This window comes from Candidatus Kapaibacterium sp. (genome assembly GCA_025059875.1).
In the GTDB taxonomy this organism is placed as follows: domain Bacteria; phylum Bacteroidota; class Ignavibacteria; order Kapaibacteriales; family HRBIN21; genus HRBIN21.
Map to the genome: position 1 here is coordinate 53,876 of JANXCT010000007.1, position 22,421 is coordinate 76,296.

Here is a 22,421-nt window from a genome sequence, read left to right on the forward strand (position 1 = left end):
GTCATAGTCGTACGCTAATGCGGACTTCCCAGAGGCGTTGGGTGGAGGGGAGAGTCACCGTCGTGGTACCGGTCGTCGTGGAGAGCTGGAGGAGGACCTGACGGAGGAATCCGGGCTCGCCGCGTAGGAGTTCGCTCAAGGGCATCTCCACGGTAAATTCTCCCTGGCCGAGGGGGTTCGTCAGATACCCACCCCAACGCAGCGTGATCGCTCCCAGTTGTCCTGTGATGCGGGCTCGCATCTGTTCGATGTCGAAGGTGCCTGTGGTGGGGTCTATCTGGACATCTTGTACCACCCCTATGCCACGGAAGAGCTCCGTGGCTGCTTTGGAGGCAATTGTGGACAGATTTGCCAGCGGGACTTCCCGTCCGATGCTTCCGTCAGCGGTGAAGCTGCCTTCCAGCTCCTCTTGGGTGCGGCCTACCAGGAGGAGCCAGAGGACGTCGTTGAAGAGCTTATTGTCGTCGCCCGTGCCGGCGGTACCAGCTATGGTGTAGCTCCAATTCCCAATCGAGAGGTTCCGTCGAGTACCACGGATGGTGAAACGAATCTCGTATGTCTGGCGCTGGTTGTTGAAGATGCGTACCCCATGGTAGCGGACTTCGACGTCCAGTTCTGGATTGTCAATCTCGCCTGTAGTGAAGGCGATGGTACCGCTGGCAGAGAAGTTCCGGTAGAATTTGTACACCGAGCCCGGTCGTAAGCGTAGGCGCCCCAAGAGCTGCGGGCGTCCGTCAGGACCGGTGACATAAGCCAAGGGAATCGCTGGATTTTCGGCTTCTAATTCCGCCAGGAGCTGCTGTGTGGAGGCTAAGTCCATCGTGATTGAGAAAGGGCCGAGCACGTAGAGGCGTAGGTCGTACGAAAGGCGTTCGGCAAAGCCTGACTCTTGGGGCGGAGAGATAGGCTGCGGTTGTTCTTCCTCCTCGGCTGAGGGGGTCTCAGGGGGCGTGACCCAGTGGTAGTCAGCTAGCAACGGCAGGGAACTTACAGGCGTCGTAAGGGCCTCCTCCGGGAAGATGAGGCGAGCAGAGTGAAGAAAGAGCGTTCCCGTTATGCGTGGAGCCTCCCAGGTGCCGACGAGCTGTACTGGAGGTTGCCCGGTGGCCAGGATCAGGGGACCATAGACGGGGACATTGGCGCGGGCAGATGCATAGCCGAGGACAAGCACTTGAGGGGATTGGAGCTGTAGGTCAAAGCTCCATGGCCGGAATTGTCGGAGTCCTATCGTCCCCGCGAGAGTGAGCATCCCGTTGCTGAGGTCTTCGGGGAGATTGCGCAGGACACACCGTTCTATCACGATGGACTGCCCACGGAGGTAGGCCGATAGCGAGGCCGTGTATGCAATCCCTGTCTGCGCTAGCGAGAAGGAGAGCGAATCGCCTTGGAGGCTGCCAGTGAAAGAGAGGTCGTTCGGTAGGGTGCCTCGGACCTGGAGTTCTAGGTTGAGGCTTCCCCGGAGATTGCGCAGCTCTGGAACAGCGGGACCCAAGAGGGCGGCGTTCAGATTGTGCGCTGTTGCTGTAGCGTGGACGGGGACTCGGGGGAAAAGCTCCTGTCGGGAGGGGAACGAAGAGATGACCAAGGAAAGACGCCGTTGACCAGCCTCAAGGTTAGCTTGTGCCCGGACGATCCCGTCTTGTAGCGTAGCAGTGGCATAGAGGTCTCCAAGGGAAGATGCCTCGTATTGGAGCCGTTGGAGCCAAGCTCGAAGCTCTATGTGTGGTGCTCTCAAGCGGCCTCTCGCAGTAAGCTGGACGGAGTCAATCTGCCCACGTATTCCTTGCATTTCGGGGCGGATGTAGCCGAGGGGTAGGAGCTTGAAGAGCTCGGAGAGGGAGGAGTTCGTTAGCTCTGCGGCCAAGAACTGTACTGAGTCCCACGCAATTACGCCGTAGAAGCGGAGCTGTTCTCTGGGCGGCCGTTCCAGGAGCAGAGTGTCTACGGTAATGCCATCACTTCCCAACCACAACGAGAAGGGGCGGACGAGGTTCCACGTGAAGCCTGTCTTTGCTGCTGTGAGGGAGAGGGCAGTTGTTGTCACAGAGTAGCCCGTCCCCTGCCACCGGAGTTGGGCATTCCAGGTACCGCGGAGTAGGTTGGGAAGGGAAAGGGAGAGCGCGAATTGACCTTGTGGCTTCTGGAGCTCCCACAAGAGGGAGAGACTGTCAACGAGCAGCTCTCCTGTGCTGAGCCCTTGGAGTGAAACGAGCCCCTGCATTTGGAGGAGCTCTGGGAAGCCCTGCACGATACGGAAGGTAGTGCCTATTCCTGTTGCAGAGAGCCAAGCAACGTGGAGGCGCTGAGTATCGGAGCCGATCCCGAGGTAACGTCCCAGGAGTCGTTCGGCATGGAAAGAGGCGGAGTCAGCACCAACCCAGAGGTGCCCGGCTAGGCTCAGAGTCCCTTGCAGCGGAGGAAGGTCTGCCGATTGGCTTAACCAGGAGAGGTCGCGGAGCTCGAGCCGGAAGCGCACGTCTGCGCTGTCAGAGAGACGTTGAAGGGGTGGTTGCGACCATGCCGTCATACCGGGCATGAAGCGATACTGTTCGGCAAGCCAATGGAGGGCCGAAGTACCGAGGGCAGCAGCAAGCTCCGGGAGGGTGCTCATGCGCCATGTGCCTGATAGCTGTGCTGAAAAGGGGTCTCCAGTGACTTGCAGGAAGCGGGCTGATGTTGAAGGCCGGCTGAGCTGGAGTGAGACTTCGAAAGGGAGGAGGCTCCACTCCGGGTACTCCAGCTCGCGGACGTTTGCCCGCAGGAAGCCCTCGACGCTGTCGGGGTGGAGTCCCTGGCCGGATAACTGTGCTACTACGGAGAGGGCCGATGGCAGTGTCGTGTCTTGCAGCAGGGTTGCGAGCGGGAAACGGGAGAGGGCAAGCTGGAGACGGTAGGAAGGTGCTGTTGGCGGAGTCAACTGTATCCAGCCACTGAGCTGAGCTTTGGCCGTATCCGCCCCTACTAGGACGCATTCAGCGGTGTCGAGCTGGAGGAAGCCGTCGGAGAGGTATGCTGAGAGCTGGGCTCGGTAGAGTCGCAGCGTCTGCAGAGAACCGCTACGAAGAGTAGCATGAATCCTCACGTCGGCTGTTGTCATATTGGTCCCTTTGCCCTGTAGCCCTATCTGCCCTCCGATCGTGAGCGAGCTCAGAGGAGCAGGGAGCAGACGCCCTATAGATAGGCTGCCAGTGTTCATCTGCAGGGAGTAGTCGGGTGTTGGGGTAGCCCAGCGGCGGGCAGAGAAGTTGAGCTCCGCTGTTCCTATGGATGTCTGAAACTGCCCGGCAAGCCACAGAGAATCGGCGGTAGCGGTGAAGCGGACACGCCGTGAGTGGATGAAGTCCAGTTGGCGAGCCTCGGGTGGCAGTTCGGGCAGGAACCGGGCTATCATTGGGATGAAGACGGTAGCTGATGAGATGCTCCCGCGGATCTGACGACGCGCTGAATCCAATGGGTTCGTTGCGTTGAAGTGGGCGTCCACGTGGAATCCTCTAGATCGGAGTGCGAGGCGGTCACAGTGGAGCTCGTTCAGCGTACCACTGCAGTTCACTATGGCGGCGACAGTGTCGGTGAAGTCCATCGGGAGACCAGGAAGAAACTTTGCCAGCTGCGCTGGAATCAGAGAGTCTACAATAAGCGCGGCTTGGAAGCGCTCCACTGGTGGAGGTGACCCTGGTCCTACGGCTGAGAGGGATTGGCTGAGGTCAACCCGGGCTGTGAGGTAGAGGCGCAGCCCAGGCATCCGGAGTCGGAATTCGTCAGCGCGGAGCTGGGTTGGGGAAATGGCCCAGTGTCCGTGGAGGTCGGCTATGGTGATGCCAGAGAGGCGTTCGCGCAGACGGAGGCTGCGGATGCTCAAGGAGCCCCGCTGCTGCCGTGGGAAGAGCGCAGCGCTACCTAGGAGTTCGTAAATGTCGAATTGCCAGCGCCCTTGGGCATAGAGACCCTCCCCTGGTGGCTGGAGTGAGTCAACAACGGTGACGCGCAGGTTCCGCAATCCGATTCCTCGTAGCCAGATGCTCACATCTGGGGGCTCGGAAGTCTTTTCGCGGGACCGTGCCAGACGCTCTACGTTCCACAGACTATCACGCCCGCGGACAAGGACCAGAGTAGCACTGTCAGCTGTGAAAGTGGGGATGACGAGCCGACGCTGCGTTAGGGCGGGAGCCTCCAGAGCCACGCGTACTGTTGGAGCAAAGAAGACGGTGTCGCCAGCAGCGTCGCGCAGCAGGAGCCCTGAGAAGTCTACGACCCAAAACCCTCGGAACCGGAGATCGCGCAGCGAGAGCTCTCCATTCAGCTCTCGGTTGGCGTAGGCAAGTAACTGCTGGAGAAGCCAGTAGCGAATCTCAGGAAGCTGGAGGAGCGCAAAGGCTCCGAGCCCTAGCGCTACAGCTGTTCCCAAAAGTCCCCCGAAGGAGCGGAGCAGCCGATGGCGCCAAGGGCACGGCATCCATTGCGTGCGAGGCTACTGCTACCACTGGAATTCCGATGACCGTTCCAAGAAACGGCAGAGGAGCTGGATAGCGGCATTGACGTCGTCTTTGTGGACACACTCCACTACGGAGTGCGTGTAGCGGTTGGGGATGGAGATAGTGCACACGGGGATGCCAGAACGACTCAACTGCATCGCACTAGCGTCCGTTCCTCCACGCGGCAGCACCTCCATCTGGTAGGGGATTCCTTCCTCTTCAGCGATCTGGCGCAAGAACCGCACCAGTCCGGGATGCGAGATGGAGTAAGAGTCCAGGATCTTGATGGCGACTCCCTTCCCTAGCTGGGTGCACTGTTGGTGCTCGTTCACGCCGGGGGTATCGGCGGCGATGGTGACGTCGATCGCGATCCCGATGTCGGGGTCCAAACCGAAGGCGGCAACTCGTGCGCCGCGTACTCCAACTTCTTCTTGGACAGTGGCGACAGCGTAGACATCATCTGCGCTCTGGCTAAAGCTCTTGAAGGCCTGGAGCATCACGTAGACGCCGACACGGTCATCCAGAGTCTTGCCGGTGTAGAGGTTGCCCATTTCAATGAGCTCTCGCTCCAGCGTAATGGGGTCGCCGATGCTGACGAGCTCTTTCACCTCTTCAGCCGGCAGCCCGACGTCGATGAAGAGCTCCTCGATGGGAATGACCTTCGAGCGCTCCTCGGGGGTTGTGAGGTGGGTGGCCTTGATGCCGATGACTCCGTCCAGGACGCGTTTGCCGTAGACCTTGACGCGCTGGGCAATGAGCGTCCGCGGGTCGAAGCCGCCGAGGGGATGGAAGTAGAGAAAGCCGTCCTTGTGGATGGAGCGTACCACGAAGGCGATCTCATCCATGTGGGCAGCAAGCATGATTTTGCGCGGACGTTGGCCGGTTCCCCGGCGCAGGGCAATGACGTTTCCCAAGGTATCCGTCCGGATGTCCTCGGCATACCCTTGGAGTTCGCTGATGACTAGTTCCCGAAATGCCTCTTCCCGGCCTGGGACACCAGGCGTTGCACAGAGGCGCCGGAGGAGTTCAAAGGACATAGCTGCTTGCAGTGGTTGTGGGACGTGTCACTCTTCACCCTGTGCTTTGCTGTAGAGCGCAGTACCGTTGACGTGGTGGAGCTTCTCTACGTGCATCCACACAACGCCGCGATTTGTGAGCTCTGCCAGAGCCTGCACGATATCAGCGTGCTGGAGCGGCTCGTCAGCTAGGTAGCGGCAGCGATACCAGTCCACGAGCAGGATGGGCGGCGGGGGACCTGGGAAGACCTTCGTACCGCGGTTGGAGATCATCCGCAGCCGTAGCTTCCCAAGACACTCTGGTAGCGAAGGGATTCCTTCGGGAGAGCGCACGAAGACATCCATGCCGTAGAGCTGCCATGCCGTTGCGGATGAGGTACTGACAGGCTGTGGGGTGGCTTCTGGAGCCGGTGGCAAGTATGGTTCTTCAGTGAAATCCAGCGGGCGTAGGTTGCTGATGATGGCGCGAGCAAACTCTCGCGTTGAAGCGTTCCCTCCAAGGTCGCGTGTTCGGATGCCGCTAGCCAGCGTTAAGCGTAGCGCCTCTTCGATTCGCTGGGCATGTCGGTGCAGATGGAGGAAGTGGAGCATCTGGAGGGCTGAGAGCAGCAGCGCCGTCGGATTTGCGATCCCTTTGCCAGCAATGTCGGGGGCAGAGCCGTGTACGGCTTCAAAGACCGCCCGTCCATGACCAATGTTCCCGCCTGGGGCAACTCCTAAGCCCCCGACCAGGCCCGCACAGAGGTCACTGACGATATCTCCGAAGAGGTTCGGTAGCACCAGGACGTCGAACGTTTCTGGGCGAACGACCAACTGCATGCAGAGGTTATCGATGAGGATGTCGTCGGCTTGGAGCTCTGGATAGTCGGCAGCGATGGCGTAGAAGCGCTCCCGGAAGAGGCCATCGCTCATCTTGTGGATGTTTGCCTTGTGGACGCACGTAATGCGGCGTCGTCCCTGGCTGCGTGCCAGCTCGAAGGCGAAGCGGAGGAAGGCGTCTGAACCGGGTCGGGTGATAATGCGAAGCTGCTGGACGACATCGGGCGTCTGCCAGTGCTCAATACCGCCGTAAGTGTCCTCGATGTTCTCGCGTAGCACAATGAGGTCTACGTTCTCAAAGCGTGTCCGCACCCCAGGCAGCGACCGTGCCGGACGCACATTGGCGAGGAGGTCCAGCGCCTTGCGGATGGTGACATTGATGCTCTTGTGCCCCATGCCTACAGGGGTCGTTGTCGGCCCTTTGAGAGCAACTCGATTGCGGACGATGGATTCCAGCGTCTCTGGCGGCAGGGGTGTTCCGTAACGCTGGGCACACTCCAAGCCGGCTGGCTGTTCATCCCAAGTTATCGGAACCCCAGCAGCATCCAGAATTTCTTGCACGGCTGCAGTGATTTCTGGTCCGATGCCGTCACCACGGATAAGGGTGACGGGCTGAAGACGAGGGGTAGCTGTCGGCATAGAGTCCATAGCTCGGGTTCAGCACCGTGAGAACTACTGCAAACGTAAGGGTGTCATTGCTGCTTGCACGATCTCGTAGGTCGTTCCGTAGCGGTGGACGATAGCAATGATGGAACAGCGTTGCGGGTTCCAGTCAGCTTGCTCGGGGAAGCGATACGTGTACTGGCGTTGAAGCACCGTCCCAGTGGGAGCTCCTGCGGGATGGAGCTGCTCACCCCACGCTCCTCGGACACCGTCGCGGAGGACGAAGCGATGGACGTAGTTCGGGACATCCGGAGGGGTGCGGCGGTAGTCCAACTGGTACTGCACGACGCTGTCCTCCACGACGTAGAGGGCGAGGTAGTGGTCGGGAGTCCCTGACTCTACGTAGCGGATAGCAACGCTGACCTGCACAGTACGGCTCATCGTGTCCATAACGGCTTGGAGACTGAGACGCAAGGGGGCAGAGCGCCGCAATGCAGCTGCTACGGCTGAGGCCCAAGCGTCCTTGCCCAGGATGTGGTTGTTCGGATATCCAAGCCGGTTGACCATTCCGTTGGGATTCCCTGCCCGGCTGATACCAAAGAAGCGGTCCAGTTCTTCGGCGACGGGGTTGCGGAAGTCGTAGGTGTAAGGCGGCGCCGTTGGACGTGCGAAGAAGCCAGCATGGACGCTCATTACGATGAGGCGTCCACCGTAAAGCCGCTGGAGTTCTTCGGCCCGCTCGTGAGCTTCTGGGCAATTCCCGCAGCGGAAGCCAGTATAGTCCTCAAGCAGGACGGTAACCTGTGCTGTGTCAGGTCCTTGTGTCGGGGTTTCCCGGTAAGGAGGCTGCACAATGTCACAGCTTGCCACGAACCATAGGAGCCACGCTACTACCGCAAGCAACGGAGCCATTGCTGCTGAGGTCTGTGCAGGGACAGCCGTTCAGGATGGAATAGACGAGGGGCTGGAGGGCAAAGTTAGCAGAGTTATGGCTCGTTCGCGTTGCTCTTCTATGAGTCCATTGGCTCGGTGAAAAGCAAAGAGTTGTGCAGTGCAGAGGTAGCATTTGCGGTGTTTCGGCGGCATTGGCGCTAGTGCGGATATGTGCTCCTGCTGCGGGAGAGCACAATATTCAACTGGCGCTGTCGTTCCTGTGCCGAAGATGTGTGACAGAGCTAAGAACTGCCTTTCGGTACCACAAATCGACACAGTTGGACATCGATCCCGTTGAGGGCGCGGTCTCACGGGTAATTCAGGGCACGGAAGTTCGGCAGCAAAGAATCGATAAGGGTACAAGGCTATTTGCCACGTACTGTGGCCTTTGAGGCAGTCGGGAAGGCTGTTGGCATGGCAGTTGTCTACTCCGCGTTGGTGGAGTGGAGTCTCAAGCTTGCTAGGGAAGGCCTCTGGTGCCAAGTTTAGCGGCACAGTCGTGTGTGGTACAGTCACACTAGCGATAGGGTCTGTCATGCGCTATCTTCACCTCCTATTCGTGCTGCTTGCTGTGGTGTTGGGCTGCCAGCGACCACCTGTCATTGAGCGGTTTGAAGCAGTGCCCCCAGAGATCACAGCGGGGGAGAGCACTGTGCTGGTCTGGCAGGTTCGGAATGCTGATTCGGTGGAGATTCCTGGCGTTGCGACGGGCTTAGGCAAGAGCGGGACGCTGCGCCAGCGTCTCTTTAGCGGGCAGTACTTCGTACTGCGAGCACAGCGTGGAACTGCAAGTGCCGAGCGGCTTATCAGCGTAATAGTTCACCCCCGCGCAGTGGAGCCGGACGCTGCATCTCTTTCGGCGTCTCAGCGCCCTGCTCAGTCGATACACCAGGAGCCGGCCTCGCAACAGCCAGTTCTGCAACAGCCAGTCCAACAACAGCCATCGGTACCAGCTCCTGCGGTGTCCTCGGCTCAGGCCCGGATGCCAACCATTCGCCTTTTCCGCCTTATTCCTGCAGAACCCATGGAGGGCGAGTGGGCTATCGTACAGTGGGACGTTGAGGGGGCCGATTCCGTTGAGCTGGTCGGCATTTCCCGGCCTCTGGGCAGTGCTGGTAGCCTATGGTACCCAGTGTATCAAGGACAACAGCTTATCCTACGTGCATATGCGGCTGGAAGCTATGTCGAGCGGGTGCTAGAGGTACGTTTGGACCGCATGTCTGGACGCGATGTTGGGAGAAGGGAAGAGATAGAGCCACCCGTTATCAAGGGGGCTCCGCAAAGGTCGGAGCACTCTGGTGGAGAGTTTGACGGACATCTGCCGGGGTCGGAGGGGCGAGGTGCTGCAGACCTTACTGAACGTTTGCCGGACATGCTCATCCGCAGAACCGAGGAGGGATACGTTCTGCAGTTACGGGATCGTTTTGGCGAAGCCTACATCCGACTTGTCCCTCCACACCATCTCTCGCTACAGAAGCTGGTGGAAGAGTTGCGACGGTTAGCGGGAGCTATAGCGCCAGAGTACGGCATGCCCCAACGAGTAGTTGCCTACTTCGATCCTGGATCGTCCGTTATTCTGCCGGAGTACGAGGCGGCGATTGCGGAATGGGCCCGGTACTTGCAGCGACATTCCCACATCCGGGTCGAAGTGCAGGGGCACACGGATCAGATTGGCAGCGTCGCGAGAATCGGCGCGTGGAAATCGTAGTGCTGCCGTAACCCGAAGACGAAGCAGCCTGCACGTACACTTTGGTAATCGCGCGAGCATAAGCTTTTAAGCTCAGCGTCGGAGCTGCTCTACTGCCTGAAAGACCTCCTCGTATGGAGGCTCCATGGCTGGGTTCTCCGTTACCCAGCGATAACGGACGGTACCTGTTTCATCCAGTACGAAGATAGCTCGCTTGGCAGCGGTGTACCCCTTGAGGCCTGCAAAGTCTTCGTGGTAGACGTCATATAGCCGAATCACTTCCCGGTTATAGTCCGAGAGTACCGGGAAGGGCAGGTTGTTCTCTGCTGCGAACGCCTTGTTTGCGAAAGGCCCATCTACACTGATAGCGACCAAGTTAGCGTTCGCCCCCTGAAGTCGACCAAAGGAGTCTCGGAAGGTGCACATCTCCTTCGTGCAGACACTCGTAAAGGCCCCGGGGAAGAACGCTAAGACTACCGGCTTGCCATTGCCCAAGAACTCCTGAAGGGAGCGCGGACGGAGCTCAGTGTCCACAAGCTGGAAGTTCGGAGCTTTCTGTCCAACGTCAACCATTGGGGGACTCGCTTACTGTGAGACAGCCACGATCGCCTATGACGGATTTCTGCAATGCCAAATTACGGCGTCTCAGAGTAACATAGCTGGCAGCCGTTCTCTAATTTGCGTGTTGCCAATTGGCAATGTGTCACAGGGGAGAGCGATGATGCGTGCAGCGAAGTCGGTTGACGACCTCATTCGCGAGGCACAGCAGACGCAGGAATTGCACCGTGTGCTAGGGCCTGCAAACCTAGTAGCATTGGGGATTGGTGCTATTATCGGGGCGGGTATCTTCGTGCTGACTGGGCAGGCCGCAGCCCAGTATGCAGGGCCGGCGATCGCGCTGTCCTTTGTCATCTCTGGAATCGGCTGTGTCTTCGCTGCCCTCTGTTACGCCGAGTTTGCCTCGCTCATACCGATTGCTGGTAGCGCCTACACGTATGCGTACGCCACGCTAGGCCAGTTCTTTGCTTGGATCATCGGCTGGGACCTACTGCTCGAGTACCTTTTCGGAGCTTCTACCGTAGCTGTCGGATGGTCTGGCTACGTCGTTAGTTGGTTGGCAGACATCGGAATTCGCATCCCGAAGGAGTGGGCTTCAGCGCCTTTGGTGTACGATCCGAAGACCCACCAATGGATGGGGACAGGAGCTTTGTTCAACGTACCCGCTGCTCTCATCATCGCCGTTCTAACGGTTCTCCTTGTGCTGGGTATTCGGGAGTCAGCGGCGTTCAACAACCTCATCGTGTTCATCAAGGTTGGAGTGATCCTCCTCTTCATCGTAGTCGGCGCGGCTTACGTCAACGTCGCCAACTGGATTCCCTTCATCCCCGAGAACACAGGTCAGTTTGGTCACTATGGCTGGAGTGGGGTCTTGCGAGGGGCAGGAGTGATCTTCTTCGCCTACATCGGCTTTGATGCTGTTTCCACGGCGGCGCAAGAGGCACGGAATCCACAGAAGGACATGCCAATTGGCATCATCGGTTCGCTCGGAATCTCAACCTTACTGTACATCCTGGTGGCCTTGGTGATGACGGGAGTTGTCCACTACAGCCAGCTCGGCGTCCCTGATCCGATGGCGGTGGCCGTCAACGCGATGCAGAGCGCCAGTGGGGAGCCGCTCTACTGGCTACGCCATGCGGTGAAGCTCGGGGCAATTGCAGGGCTGAGCTCGGTTATCCTGGTGCTGCTGTTAGGGCAGCCTCGGATTCTCTACGCAATGGCCAAGGATGGACTCTTGCCGCCGTTCTTTGCTCACGTGCACAAGCGCTTCCGCACGCCGGCACGGGCGACGCTCCTAACGGGCATTACGGCAGCGCTCATCGCTGGCTTCTTCCCGATTGGCATCCTCGGCGAGCTGGTTTCCATCGGCACTCTGCTGGCCTTCACGATTGTCTGCATTGCTGTCATCGTCCTGCGGTACCGGCGGCCAGACCTACCACGGCCATTCCGAGTACCATTCATGCCGGTAATCCCGATCCTGGGGGCATTGGTGGCGCTAGTGCAGATGTTTTCGCTGCCGTTGGATACGTGGATTCGACTCCTTGGGTGGATGGCGCTGGGGCTGCTCATCTACTTCCTCTACGGCCGTCGTGCCAGTGCCCTTGCCCAGGGATAGGTGCTTGGGATGCCAAAGCCAGCTCTCCTGCTGGTTGGCTACGGGCGGATGGGGCGGGAAGTAGAAGCACTTGCTCGGGAGTGGCAGTTCCCGATTGTCGGGATTGCTTCCCGCTCCCGTCCGCTTGAGGAGTCAATGCTGCAGCAGGCTGAGGTTGTAGTGGATTTCTCAGTTCCCGAGGCCGTTCTGCCAACTGCCCAGCGGGTTCTGGCAGCAGGCAAGCGGATGGTCATTGGCACCACCGGCTGGGCAGAACGGCGTCAGGAACTAGCGGCACTGGTCGAACAGACGGGTGGAGGAGTCATCTACGGCAGCAACTTCTCGCTTGGGATGCAGCTCTTCCTCCTGTTGGTGCGGTATGCGGCTCGGCTGACTCGGCCGTTTGAGGACTACGACGTTTGGGTGCATGAGCTGCATCATCGGCACAAGCGGGACGCTCCGAGCGGGACAGCGCTGATGCTAGCCGAGGCGATTCTCCAGGAGCTTCCGCGTAAGCAGCGAGTGGTGACGGATCTCCGCGGCCCGCTGCTGCCGGAAGAGCTGCACGTGAGCTCCTCGCGGGGTGGGGAGGTCGTTGGGGTCCACACCGTCTCTATCGGCACTGCAGGTGAGACGATCGAGCTCATTCATCGGGCGACGAGCCGCCGTGCGTTTGCTATTGGGGCGTTGCTGGCTGCCGAGTGGATTGTGCAGCGTCGTGGGTTCTATGAGTTCGCTGAAGTGGTGGGTAAATTGCTGCGGTAGTATCGTCGGTCTCCTCGTGCTGGCGTCGTGGTTGGAGACTGCACAGTGTGGCGCGCCGGAAATAGAGTTCTTGCAGCCGCTGCCGGTCATAGAGCTCCCCGCTAGTGAACGGTTCGCCTCGGCCACGGTGCTCTTCCGCAACGTTGGGGGTACACCGCTGCGCATACGGAATGTGCGGAGCGACTGCTGGTGTGCTACAGCGGTTGTTCAGCAGGCCGAGGTCCTGCCGGATTCCCTCGGAATGCTCCGAGTTCAGGTCTCCGCCGCAGGGTTGGGGCAGGATAGCCTGGCGTGGCTCACTTTCTCGGTGGAGAGCAACGCCTGCAACAGTCCGACTCCGTTACGGATTGCCGTTCGCCGCCGGTAGGGGCTCTACAAGCTGCAAGGTCCAGAGCCGCGCGTAGATACCGTTGCGAGCTAGGAGTTCTGTGTGGGTACCCCGTTCAACGATGCGTCCGCGTTCCAGGACGAGGATTTCATCGGCATGGGCAATCGTAGAGAGGCGATGGGCGACAATGATGGCCGAGCGGCCCTCGAGAGCCTGTTCGATGGCTTGCTGGACGGCACGTTCGGACTCGGAATCAAGGGCAGAGGTAGCCTCGTCGAAGAGCAGGATCGCAGGATTGCGGATCAGCGCCCGTGCGATTGCAATCCGCTGGCGTTGCCCGCCGGAGAGCAGTACACCGCGGTCGCCAACAATGGTGTCGTACCCTTGCGGCAGCTCTATGATGAAGTCGTGGGCATTCGCCAGCCGAGCGGCCCGGACGACTTCCTCGAGTGTAGCCTCAGGAGCCCCAAAGCGGATGTTGTTTGCGACAGTGTCGTTGAAGAGCGGGGCTTCCTGCGGGACGATCCCGAAGAGCGCTCGATACTCTTCTAGACGGAGCTCGCGGATGTCCACTCCGTCCAGCAGGATGCGCCCTTGTGTGGGGTCGTAGAAGCGGATGAGGAGGTCCAGGAGCGTTGACTTCCCGCTCCCACTCGCTCCAACGATTGCCAACTTCTTGCCACGCTGGAGCGTGAACGAGATATCCTGGAGGACTGGGATACCGGGGCGGTAGGCAAAACTCACCCGTTCGACCCGCAGCTCCTTGTGGAAGCCTTGGACGGGACGGTGCCCAGACCGGATCATAGGTTCTTCGCCTAAGACCCGGAAGACGCGCTCAGCAGCTACAATACCTCGCTGAAGCTGTGATAGCGAGTGCAGCACTGAGGCGATCGGTGACATTACGGCAAACAGGCAGAACAGGAACGTCAGAAGCTCATGGGGCTGCATCTGCCCAGCGAAGACTCGAAAGCCTCCGAGGACGAGCACCACAATGAGAGCCGAGACAGCCAGCAGCTCGTTGATGCCAGGCAGGAGCGCCATCACACGCTGGTGCTTGAGGGCAGAGCGGACGTAGGCAGAAGTCTCGCGGGCAAATGCTGCCGCCATCCGCTCCTCGGCGGAGAAGGCCTTGACAATCCGGATGGCGCTCAGTAGCTCTTGGAGGATAGCTGTGTAGTTGGCCATCGCAGCCTGCATGCGGCTACCGTAGCGACGGAGATACCGTGTCGCCGTCCGGATGAGGAAGAAGCTCACAAGGCTCGTACTCAGTGCTATGAGCGTGAGCTCCCATGACAGTACCACCAGTAGCCCCAAGAAGAAGACGGCCTGCAGCCCCTCTCGCACAAGTGTCAGGGAAGCACCGACGAGGCTAGAGTTGAGTACCGCGACGTCATTGGTAACGATGGACATGAGCTCTCCAGTTCGCTGTCCCGAGAAGTAGCCTACCGAGAGCCGCACCATGCGGTGCACCAGTCCATCCCGAATCCGCTTGATGATCCCCTCCTCCAGCTTCAGCCCCACAAGCGAGTTGGCGTATTTAACAGCGTTCTTGCACAGGAACAGGGCAAAGATGACGCCGCCGAGTCGCAGCAGTGTATCGTAGTGTGAGGGCGTGATGAGCCATGCGGCGAGCGTGCCGAAGAGGAGCTGCTTTACGTGTGCGAAGACATCTGCTGGAACGGACGGTGCCGGTGCCGAAGCTTGGTTTCCAAAGAGCACCCGGAAGATCGGATCGACAATCGCGATAGAGGCGGTGCTCAGCAGCGAGAGCAGGGCATTCAGTACCACCGCCGCAGCAAGGAGGCCAGCCGATGGCAGAACGAAGCGGCGAAGAGTCTCGCGCAGCAGTACCCAGCCACTCATCGTGGAGAGGTCGGCAGGCTGACACGCTGCACCAAGCGGGAGAAGGCAGTCATAACCTCCTCAGCGGGGATGCGCTCTAGCGGACTCGTTCGGGTGAAGACTGCTTCGTACGGAGAGCCGTAAGGGAACCACGGCAGCAGTTCAGGACGGTCCCAGACGTAGAGCGCAACGCATGGGCGCTGCCAGGCTGCTGCCAGATGGACCGCGGCGGTGTCTGGAGTGACAATCACATCGCACTGCTCCAGCAGCGCCGCGAATTGGTGGAAAGATGGGACTATTGGAACCCTGCGGGCCTCGGTGGCTTGAGCGATCGCATGCTGTTCCCGCTCGTATGTGGGAGAAGCGAAGAGGAGCACTTCCGCTTCTGGGTGCCGTTCCTGCAGCATTCTGAGAAAGCAGATCCAACGCTCCGTTCCCCAGTACTTGCTGGGGTGAGATGCTGCAATGACGATACCCACGCGGTATGCTCGCCGCCGTTCCCCTAGCACGCTCCGTGCCCATTGGCGGTCACTGGCGCTAAGGGGGTACTCCAAGTGGAGGTCCTGCTGCGTTGGGTCAATCCCGAATGGGAGGAGGAGCTGGGCGATCCGCTCTACAATGTGGTAGCGAGAGGTATCCAGGAGAGGCACCACGTGCGTGTAGGCCCTGTCATTTCCCTTGGCAATCCCGATACGGATCGGGGCGTTCAGCAGCTGCAGGAAGAGCGTTGAGGTGACGGACGGATTGTCCATAAGGTCCACAGCGATACTATAGCCATACTGGCGGAGCCTTCGGAAGAGACGTGCTACTGCCAGTGGACGCTTGTCGTACCGCCAGCAGCGGGTAACATATGGCTCCACAGCGTGGCGGGCTTCCCAGTTGTTAGGGCCTAGCACGATCCCAAGCTCAGCGTTTGGGAAGGCAGACCGCAGAATGCGTAGGACGGGAATGCTGACGAGAACGTCGCCGATGCGGTCCTGCCGGAGAAAGAGGATCCGGGTGCCCTCGTCGACTGCAACGGAGAGCTGTGGGGCGGTAATAGTGCAAGGGGCGGCTCCATTCCATCGCCGCAGAAGTTGCCGGCGTACCCATAGCTCTGCCCGTTTGAGGAGAGGGTCTGCCATAGCAACGCAAAACTACGGCTCTCACGTCCGGAGGGTATAAAAACGCCACAGCCCCTCTCCGCGGGGGAGGGGGCTGTAGCTGAGGTGCCCCATAGGGGGAACAGGGAAGGGTGAAGGGCTGCTGCTCTGCTGCCGTGCCGCTTGCTTATACTGGGTTGTCTGGCAGGAAGTTCCCAACTGCTATAGGGGCTGTCGAAGCTGTGATAGTTTGTGGGCTAACTGGCGATGGATTGGTTGGAGCAACAGCGCTACCGATGGCAGCCTGCAGCCGAGTGGCTGCGCGCTGAATTGCCTGAGTCTCTGGATGGGACTCTCCTTGTGGGATCGGGCGCCACAGCGATGTTCAGCGATGCACCACTGTGGCGCTGTCCATATACGGTAGTTCCGGGGTTCCCGGCACCGACAGTGGACGGTCATCCCGGCATCTTAGAGCTACGATGGATCGGCAGGGCGGGCGCGGGTGTTGGTCTTCGGTGGCCGTTTCCATCTCTACGAGGGGTACCAGGTTGATGAGGCCGTGGCTCCCGTGATACTTGCTTCCTTGCTAGGAGTCCGGTGGCTTGTGGTCACGAATGCTGCAGGGGCTGTGACGCATGCGTACGCTCCGGGTGATGTCCTGCTACTTCGAGATGCTCTCAATCTGAGCTTCCGCAGCCTACCTACGGCTGACCGGTGCCACATTTCGCGGCATCTCTTCCCACATCCTGAGTGGCGTCTTCGCCTACGGCAACATCTGGAGCAGCTCGGAGTCTGCTACCCGGAGGCTACGTATGCAGCTATGCTCGGTCCGACGTATGAAACGCCAGCGGAAGTCCGCTTTCTACAGCGTGTGGGAGTGGAGGTTGTGGGGATGTCAACGGTACACGAGCTGCAGTGCGCTGTTGCACTTGGGATTGGGGCGCTGGCCTTTTCCGTTGTGACGAACTGGGCTGCTGGACTACAGTCGCGGCCACTCTCCCATGCAGAGGTCATAGAGGTCGCAAGGAGAGCAGCTCCGCGGTTGTATCGGGTTGTAGAGGCGGCCTTCTCTGTGCTTCCAGACCTATAGGGTGCCCGTGCCTCTATTTTTGCGCATCCAATGGTGCGCTTGCGGGAGCATATCGGTACAATCACATGGGCGGTGGCTACGCGGCTACTCTTCGTCGGGTACGGGTTCGTGATGCTGCTGCAGATTGCCGTTGTGCCCCCACACGAGTATGGGCTGTTCGCCCTCCTGGTGACAGTGCAGACGTGGATCTTCATCCTCAGCGATTCCTCTGCCCTTCTGGGGCTCGTTCAATTCGGAGTAGAGCCGGAAGAGCAGCCACGGATCAACCTCCTGGTCGGGCTTCTCCACACAGGGATCGCTATGGGACTTGCTGCCTGCTTTTGGGCCTTGCGTTTCCCGCTTGCCCAGCTCTTTCGTGAGCCACAGCTTGTGCAGGTTGCCACACTCCTGGTCCCCTTCTGCGCTGTCAGCGTACCGAGGACGTTCTGCGCAAAGCTTCTCTACCGAGAGTTGGCGATGCGGCAGGTCTTCTGGCTGGATCTGAGCTGGGTGGGGACGATGGCACTCCTTACGGTGTGGCTACTGTGGCAGCATCAGCTCCGGGGGTTCAAGGAGCTAGCGACAATTGCTGTGGTGGGCATGGGAGTAAGCTCTGTCGTTGGTCTCTGGCTCTGTCGTTCGTGGCTCCGCTTCGGATGGCATGGACGGACGCGGCTGCGGGATATCCTCCGTTTCACCCTTCCCCAGGCTCTCGCTTCAGCGCTCCACACGGGAATGCGGCAGCTGGATGTCTACGTAGTGCAGTACTTTTTCGGCATAGCGGTTGTTGGTGTCTACCAGACTGCTAAGACCTTCAATCGAGTCTTCGACACGGTCTTTGACCTCGTGGCAGGCCTCCTCCATCCGGCAGCCGTACGGTTGCTCTCGGTTGGTGCGGAAGAGGGGCTCCGGACCTTGCTGGCAAAGACGCTGTCGGTAACCTTTCTAGCTATTGCGGTGATTGTTGCGCTCTTAGAGGTTGGCAGTGCGGACCTCCTCCTCGCTCCACTCCTTGTGGCTGAGTATGAGCCAGCGATTGCGTACTTCAAGCTATTTGCCTTAGGGGCCTTGGGGATCCCGTTTGCAGTGCTGGGGCCAGCAATCTTGGCTATCGGACGCTCTGGCCGGATGCTCGGCCATATTGCCGTTGCGACCCTTTTGGGTATGGCAGTATTTGTTATCGTTGGGCACTTCTCGGCTGCTTCCCTGGCTCCATTAGGGCTCGTTGCCTATACAGCAACCCTTGGCCTGCTCAACTTTCGGTTTATCCAACGGCGCTTTCGCATCTCTTGGCGGGAGCTCTTTCGGGGCGTTGCTGACCTTAAGGGGTTTGTCCAGAGCCTCCGCTCTCAGCAGGTATGATGCGGCTCTTGGGGCACTTGTGGAAGCGTCATGCTGGTCTCCTGAGCCTCTGGGCTGGGAGCGTGGCGCTGGGAACAATGTTGCTGCTACTGTGGATCCAAGTTGGCTGGTGGCTCCAGCGTACGTGGCAGGAGGAGAGAGAACGGCTCCGTGTTCAGGTCATCTGTCACCGGGAAGTCGTTCCAACCGTCAACCATCTGCTGCAGCAGCTGCCGGTTGTTGCAGCAGTGGAGATCATCGCTCCCGAGGAAGGGTGGCGGATGCTGCAGAGCATGCTCGGCATCGCACCCATTGCGTCTGGCGACACTCTGTTACCGGCCGTATGCAGTGTGGCCATCAGCAACTCCGCGTCTGTAGAGGAACTCGAGAAGCTCTCGGAGCAGCTTCGCTCTCTGCATGGTGTCTACGAAGTAGCCGCACCTCTGGAGCCGCTACAAAGGCTTGTAGCATGGCATCACTGGGGCCAGATGGGATGGTACAGTGTGGGGGGAGTTGTAGGTCTACTGTGGCTGCTGAATGCTGTGGCGATTTTGAGAGCAGTCCGACGTCGGGCCAAGACGTACGGAGTACTGCTCCTGCTTGGTGTGGTGCCAAGACAGGTGCAACTGCCGCTGCTGGTGGGGCTGTGGGGTGGTGTATTCTTTGGGGTCCTTGTGGGGTGTATGCTATGGCTGGGAGGGTGGTATGCGCGGCTGAGTCCTCTTTGGGTCTCCGTTCCTTTTGACGAGGCCTTCGCTGAAGGGCAGTGGCAATGGGCAGCGGGTATCGTGGGGACATGGCTTGGGATTGTCACCGGCTTGGCGCTTGTAGCGAACCGTAGAGGGCTCAGTGAGGTACAGAAGGGGCAGAATTGTTAAGTTAGTAGCGAAACCCTATTGCCATTTCGTGAGTATAGTTATCATCGCAGATGTCTTACGACCTAATGAGGGAAGACATGCGGCTCCTCAGCACTGCTCTTTTGGGGTGGTTTCTCGTGGTAGCTGTCTCCTGGGGACAAGTCACAGTAACGATCGGGACGGGGACGTCGTACAATAACGCATTCACCTACCCCGCCCCATACGGGAACTGGTATGGCGGGGCACGCCATCAGATTCTCGTGCGAGCTTCAGAGATTATAGGTGCTGGAGGATCCGCTGGATACATCACGAGCTTAGGCTTTAATGTATTTGCAACAAACGGCAGTGCTGCGCTGCAGAATTTCACCATAAAGCTCAAACAGACCACAGCAACAAGCGTTACTGGCTGGGACTTGACGGGCTGGACGACGGTGTATTCTGTTACCTCCTATACGGTCACCACGGGCTGGAACATGCATACCTTCTCCACCCCCTTTGCTTGGGATGGTACGTCCAACCTGCTAATTGAGGTGTGCTTCAACAACCTGAGCTATACTTACAACGCCAGCACGTACTTCACGACGAGCGGCTATACCAGCGTGATTTACTACATCAACGACTACGACAACACGGTGTGTACAAACATGTCGGGTGGGGGGTTTAGCGCTACCTCCTCCAACCGTCCAAACCTACGCCTGACTATCCAGGCTGGAGCGCCCAACGATGCTGGGATCGTCGGGATTGCAGCGCCAGTAGCACCCTTCAGCTCCGGGAGCCAGAACATTACTGTACAGCTCCGAAACTACGGCACCAATACTCTGAGCACCGTCACCATCAACTGGTCGGTCAATGGTGTTACCCAGACGCCGTTCAATTGGACGGGCTCTTTAGCGAGCGGGGCAACAACGACGGTTACGATCGGCACCTTCAACTTCGCTCCTCGAACGCTCTATACCTTTCAGGTATGGACAACCAATCCGAACGGTGCGACGGATGGGAATACTGCCAACGACAGCCACACGGCCCAACTGGCTGCTGCGCTGGCAGGGGGATACACAATCGGCGGCTCTACGCCGGATTTTCCGAACTTCGTTCAAGCAGTACAGTATCTCCGAATAGGCGGCGTTCTGGACACGGTGACCTTCCGAGCACGGAACGGCACATACACTGGGCAGTTGCTCTTTGGCGCCATTCCAGGCTCTGGGTCGGCAAGTCGGCGAATTACGTTCGAATCGGAGTCAGGGAACGCAGCAAATGTGGTCATTCGAGCTGCTAACACCAGTGCAGCAAACTATGTACTGCAAATCAATGGGACCGACTGGCTCGTCTTTCGTAACCTTACATTCACCACCGACGGCTCGGGTCAGTTCCGCCGGGTAGTGAGCTTGACCGGTGGGACAGAGAGCCTTACCTTTGAGGGCTGCATCTTCAACGGTGGGCCGGCGATCTACTGGTACGGTGCCGAAGATGCCGTCTTCCACTCGTCTGGGAACGCACACCACAATCTCAGGCTGCGGAATAATACGTTCAACGGGGGTAGTGTGAGCCTGTGGTTGGAGTACTACGCCGGTAACCTCCAGGGGATTGAGATTACGGGCAACACGCTCCAGAATTTCTACTGGGCGGGAATGCTAATAACTTACGCCCAGGCAGTGCAGATCGTTGGCAACACCCTTCAAGCACTCAGTGGTAGTGGCTGGAACTACGGGATGTACCTGTACTATCTGCCCGGGAGCTTCCGGGTCGAGAGAAACATCGTTCGGTTAGACGGTGGGTATGGGCTCTACGTGGACTATCGTGCTTCGACGGAGCCGAGTGGATTGATTGCAAACAATGCTATCCAGATCAGCGGCGGGACAGAAAGCTCTGCGTATGGCATCTACGTGTACTCGGCAAACATCAATATTTACCACAACACGGTCTACATCAGCTCTGGCGACCCATATGGAGTGGCCTTCGAGGCGGGCGGATACCAGGGACTCAATGTCATCAACAACATCTTTGTCAACGTCGGTGGAGGGTATGCGTATTGGGGAGGTCCGTGGAGCGGGCTGAGCGCCTCCAACTACAACGACCTCTACACGAGCGGGAGTTTCATTGGGAACTGGAACGGTACGGACTACACCACTCTCCAGGCCTGGCGGACAGCGACGGGCCATGAGGCCAATTCCGTAAGCTACTTGCCGCCATTTGCGGCGGACCGATACCATCTGACGCAGGTCGCAGAGCCTCTCTACGGCAGCACAGCGCTGTTGACAGTAGTGACCCGAGACATTGATGGCGAAGTGCGGCGGAACCCATACATGGGAGTTGACGAAGTCATCCCGGTCATCACCATCACGCAGCAGCCACCAGATACGGTCTACGGCTGCCAGGGTACAGATGTGACGCTGCAGGTTCAGGCTGCGATTACGTTCAACGGTACCATGAGCTTCCAGTGGCTCCGGAATGGGGCACCTATTCCAGAGGGATACGATGGCCGCTTCTTTGGGACTACCACTCCGACGTTGACCATTCGAAATACTCGAGGCCAGGATGCTGGAGCGTATGCATGCCTGGTGACGGGAAATAGTGGAGCTACACCAGTGATGTCACGCCTAACTGAGCTGGTGGTAGCGGTCCCGCTCACTATCGTTGAGCATCCCCGGTCCATGCTGACCTGCGTAGAAGGTGAAGCGGTCCTCCGGGTCATTGCCGATGGAACCATCTTAGGGTACCAGTGGCAACGGAGGACCCCGCAGGGATGGAGCGACATTCTGGGGGCTACGGGGGCTGAATACCGGATTGCAAATGCCACCTATAGCCACTCCGGTGTCTACCGTTGCATTGTGTTCGGGACGTGTGGGACTGAGCGAGTGCCAACGGATACCGCTGTCGTCTATGTTGCTGGTCCCACGCAGATTATTTCCCCGCCCGATACGGTCTTTGCTCCTCTCGGTGGTCGGGCGGAGCTGAGTGTGGAGGCGGAGGTTGTGGGGGCGCCGCCGACGTACCAGCCGCAGTACCAGTGGTACCGGGGGACGACGGCATTACAGGATGGTGGTCGGATTACTGGGGCGCGGTCATCGCGGTTGGTGATTGAGGATGTGCAGGCGTCCGACTTGGGGAGCGACTACTGGGTGGAGGTTGTTGGGGTGTGTGGGCGGGCGGAGCAGCGTGGGTATGCGATTGTATCGCCGACGGTAGCGTTTGTGCGGCAGCCGCAGGGGGGGACGTTCTGCGCTGGGTCGTCGGTGGTATTGGAGGTAGAGGTGCAGGTTGGTGGCGGTGGGCAGCGGGTAGAGTATCAGTGGCGGCGCAACGGGCAGCCGCTGGCGGATGGGGGGAACATCAGTGGTGCGCGGACGGCGCAGTTGCAGATTAACCCTGTAGGGATGGCGGACGGAGGTATGTACGATGTGGTGGTGACGGTCTATCCGGGCAGGATGCAGGCAACGTCGTCGGGGGCACAGGTG

General features: G+C 59.2%; 16 protein-coding genes. 9 read left to right on the plus strand and 7 right to left on the minus strand.

Translation table 11 applies throughout. From position 1 onward, the window contains the following. Position 1: 1 nt before the first annotated feature. The 4 genes from NZ960_07485 to NZ960_07500 are packed head-to-tail and all read right to left on the minus strand — an operon-like array spanning position 2 to position 7,822. Positions 2-4,453, minus strand: a complete 4,452-nt coding sequence (locus NZ960_07485; protein ID MCS7177432.1) for a translocation/assembly module TamB domain-containing protein — start codon at positions 4,451-4,453, stop codon at positions 2-4. Positions 4,454-4,474: 21 nt separating this feature from the next. Further along, positions 4,475-5,509: a M42 family metallopeptidase gene (locus NZ960_07490; protein MCS7177433.1), complete on the minus strand. Its 1,035-nt coding sequence runs from the start codon at positions 5,507-5,509 to the stop codon at positions 4,475-4,477. Between the two features lie 27 nt (positions 5,510-5,536). Next, the gene (locus tag NZ960_07495) at positions 5,537-6,946 is read right to left on the minus strand and encodes an isocitrate/isopropylmalate family dehydrogenase (protein MCS7177434.1); all 1,410 of its coding nucleotides are present in this window, start codon (positions 6,944-6,946) and stop codon (positions 5,537-5,539) included. Positions 6,947-6,979: 33 nt separating this feature from the next. Beyond that, positions 6,980-7,822 carry an Omp28-related outer membrane protein gene (locus NZ960_07500; protein MCS7177435.1) on the minus strand — a complete coding sequence of 281 codons (843 nt, stop codon included), beginning with the start codon at positions 7,820-7,822 and terminating at the stop codon, positions 6,980-6,982. Positions 7,823-8,378: 556 nt separating this feature from the next. Here NZ960_07500 and NZ960_07505 point away from each other — a divergent pair. After that, complete coding sequence (locus NZ960_07505) at positions 8,379-9,551, plus strand: OmpA family protein (protein ID MCS7177436.1); 1,173 nt, start codon at positions 8,379-8,381, stop codon at positions 9,549-9,551. A 72-nt stretch (positions 9,552-9,623) separates the two neighbouring features. On the opposite strand, the gene NZ960_07510 is transcribed toward NZ960_07505, so the two are convergent. Next, positions 9,624-10,103 (minus strand): peroxiredoxin, encoded by a 480-nt coding sequence (locus NZ960_07510; GenBank protein ID MCS7177437.1) that lies wholly within the window; start codon positions 10,101-10,103, stop codon positions 9,624-9,626. Between the two features lie 145 nt (positions 10,104-10,248). On the opposite strand from NZ960_07510, the gene NZ960_07515 reads away from it, so the two are divergent. Genes NZ960_07515 through NZ960_07525 form a run of 3 tightly spaced genes read left to right on the plus strand, consistent with a single transcriptional unit; the run spans position 10,249 to position 12,814 of the window. Beyond that, positions 10,249-11,703, plus strand: a complete 1,455-nt coding sequence (locus NZ960_07515; GenBank protein MCS7177438.1) for an amino acid permease — start codon at positions 10,249-10,251, stop codon at positions 11,701-11,703. A gap of 9 nt (positions 11,704-11,712) precedes the next feature. After that, on the plus strand, positions 11,713-12,447 hold the full coding sequence (gene dapB, locus NZ960_07520) for a 4-hydroxy-tetrahydrodipicolinate reductase (protein MCS7177439.1): 735 nt from the start codon (positions 11,713-11,715) through the stop codon (positions 12,445-12,447). Next, the gene (locus NZ960_07525) at positions 12,410-12,814 is read left to right on the plus strand and encodes a DUF1573 domain-containing protein (protein MCS7177440.1); all 405 of its coding nucleotides are present in this window, start codon (positions 12,410-12,412) and stop codon (positions 12,812-12,814) included. The genes dapB and NZ960_07525 overlap by 38 nt, the downstream gene beginning before the upstream one ends. On the opposite strand, the gene NZ960_07530 is transcribed toward NZ960_07525, so the two are convergent. Continuing rightward, positions 12,788-14,638 (minus strand): ABC transporter ATP-binding protein/permease, encoded by a 1,851-nt coding sequence (locus NZ960_07530; protein MCS7177441.1) that lies wholly within the window; start codon positions 14,636-14,638, stop codon positions 12,788-12,790. The genes NZ960_07525 and NZ960_07530 overlap by 27 nt on opposite strands. Beyond that, positions 14,635-15,741, minus strand: a complete 1,107-nt coding sequence (locus tag NZ960_07535) for a glycosyltransferase family 9 protein (GenBank protein MCS7177442.1) — start codon at positions 15,739-15,741, stop codon at positions 14,635-14,637. Before NZ960_07535 ends, NZ960_07530 begins: the two co-directional genes overlap by 4 nt. A gap of 225 nt (positions 15,742-15,966) precedes the next feature. On the opposite strand from NZ960_07535, the gene NZ960_07540 reads away from it, so the two are divergent. The 5 genes from NZ960_07540 to NZ960_07560 form a co-directional block, all read left to right on the plus strand. Then, a complete protein-coding gene (locus tag NZ960_07540; protein MCS7177443.1) occupies positions 15,967-16,251 on the plus strand; it encodes a hypothetical protein in 285 nt (94 codons plus the stop codon). Positions 16,252-16,258: 7 nt separating this feature from the next. Next, positions 16,259-16,789, plus strand: a complete 531-nt coding sequence (locus NZ960_07545; GenBank protein ID MCS7177444.1) for a purine-nucleoside phosphorylase — start codon at positions 16,259-16,261, stop codon at positions 16,787-16,789. 30 nt (positions 16,790-16,819) lie between these two features. Next, the gene (locus tag NZ960_07550) at positions 16,820-18,130 is read left to right on the plus strand and encodes an oligosaccharide flippase family protein (GenBank protein MCS7177445.1); all 1,311 of its coding nucleotides are present in this window, start codon (positions 16,820-16,822) and stop codon (positions 18,128-18,130) included. Continuing rightward, positions 18,127-18,987 carry a permease-like cell division protein FtsX gene (locus tag NZ960_07555; GenBank protein MCS7177446.1) on the plus strand — a complete coding sequence of 287 codons (861 nt, stop codon included), beginning with the start codon at positions 18,127-18,129 and terminating at the stop codon, positions 18,985-18,987. Before NZ960_07550 ends, NZ960_07555 begins: the two co-directional genes overlap by 4 nt. Before the next feature lie 77 nt (positions 18,988-19,064). Beyond that, positions 19,065-22,421 (plus strand): immunoglobulin domain-containing protein (locus NZ960_07560; GenBank protein ID MCS7177447.1); only part of this gene is annotated, 3,357 nt, incomplete at its 3' end.

Excerpts from the sequence above, each read along its gene's own strand:
- NZ960_07490 (MCS7177433.1), bottom strand. The coding sequence starts at position 5,509 with ATGTCCTTTGAACTCCTCCGGCGCCTCTGTGCAACGCCTGGTGTCCCA.
- NZ960_07500 (MCS7177435.1), bottom strand. The coding sequence starts at position 7,822 with ATGGCTCCGTTGCTTGCGGTAGTAGCGTGGCTCCTATGGTTCGTGGCA.
- dapB (MCS7177439.1), top strand. The coding sequence starts at position 11,713 with ATGCCAAAGCCAGCTCTCCTGCTGGTTGGCTACGGGCGGATGGGGCGG.
- NZ960_07525 (MCS7177440.1), top strand. The coding sequence starts at position 12,410 with ATGAGTTCGCTGAAGTGGTGGGTAAATTGCTGCGGTAGTATCGTCGGT.
- NZ960_07485 (MCS7177432.1), bottom strand. The coding sequence starts at position 4,453 with ATGCCGTGCCCTTGGCGCCATCGGCTGCTCCGCTCCTTCGGGGGACTT.
- NZ960_07535 (MCS7177442.1), bottom strand. The coding sequence starts at position 15,741 with ATGGCAGACCCTCTCCTCAAACGGGCAGAGCTATGGGTACGCCGGCAA.
- NZ960_07550 (MCS7177445.1), top strand. The coding sequence starts at position 16,820 with ATGGTGCGCTTGCGGGAGCATATCGGTACAATCACATGGGCGGTGGCT.
- NZ960_07505 (MCS7177436.1), top strand. The coding sequence starts at position 8,379 with ATGCGCTATCTTCACCTCCTATTCGTGCTGCTTGCTGTGGTGTTGGGC.
- NZ960_07515 (MCS7177438.1), top strand. The coding sequence starts at position 10,249 with ATGATGCGTGCAGCGAAGTCGGTTGACGACCTCATTCGCGAGGCACAG.
- NZ960_07530 (MCS7177441.1), bottom strand. The coding sequence starts at position 14,638 with ATGAGTGGCTGGGTACTGCTGCGCGAGACTCTTCGCCGCTTCGTTCTG.
- NZ960_07555 (MCS7177446.1), top strand. The coding sequence starts at position 18,127 with ATGATGCGGCTCTTGGGGCACTTGTGGAAGCGTCATGCTGGTCTCCTG.
- NZ960_07540 (MCS7177443.1), top strand. The coding sequence starts at position 15,967 with ATGGATTGGTTGGAGCAACAGCGCTACCGATGGCAGCCTGCAGCCGAG.
- NZ960_07495 (MCS7177434.1), bottom strand. The coding sequence starts at position 6,946 with ATGCCGACAGCTACCCCTCGTCTTCAGCCCGTCACCCTTATCCGTGGT.
- NZ960_07510 (MCS7177437.1), bottom strand. The coding sequence starts at position 10,103 with ATGGTTGACGTTGGACAGAAAGCTCCGAACTTCCAGCTTGTGGACACT.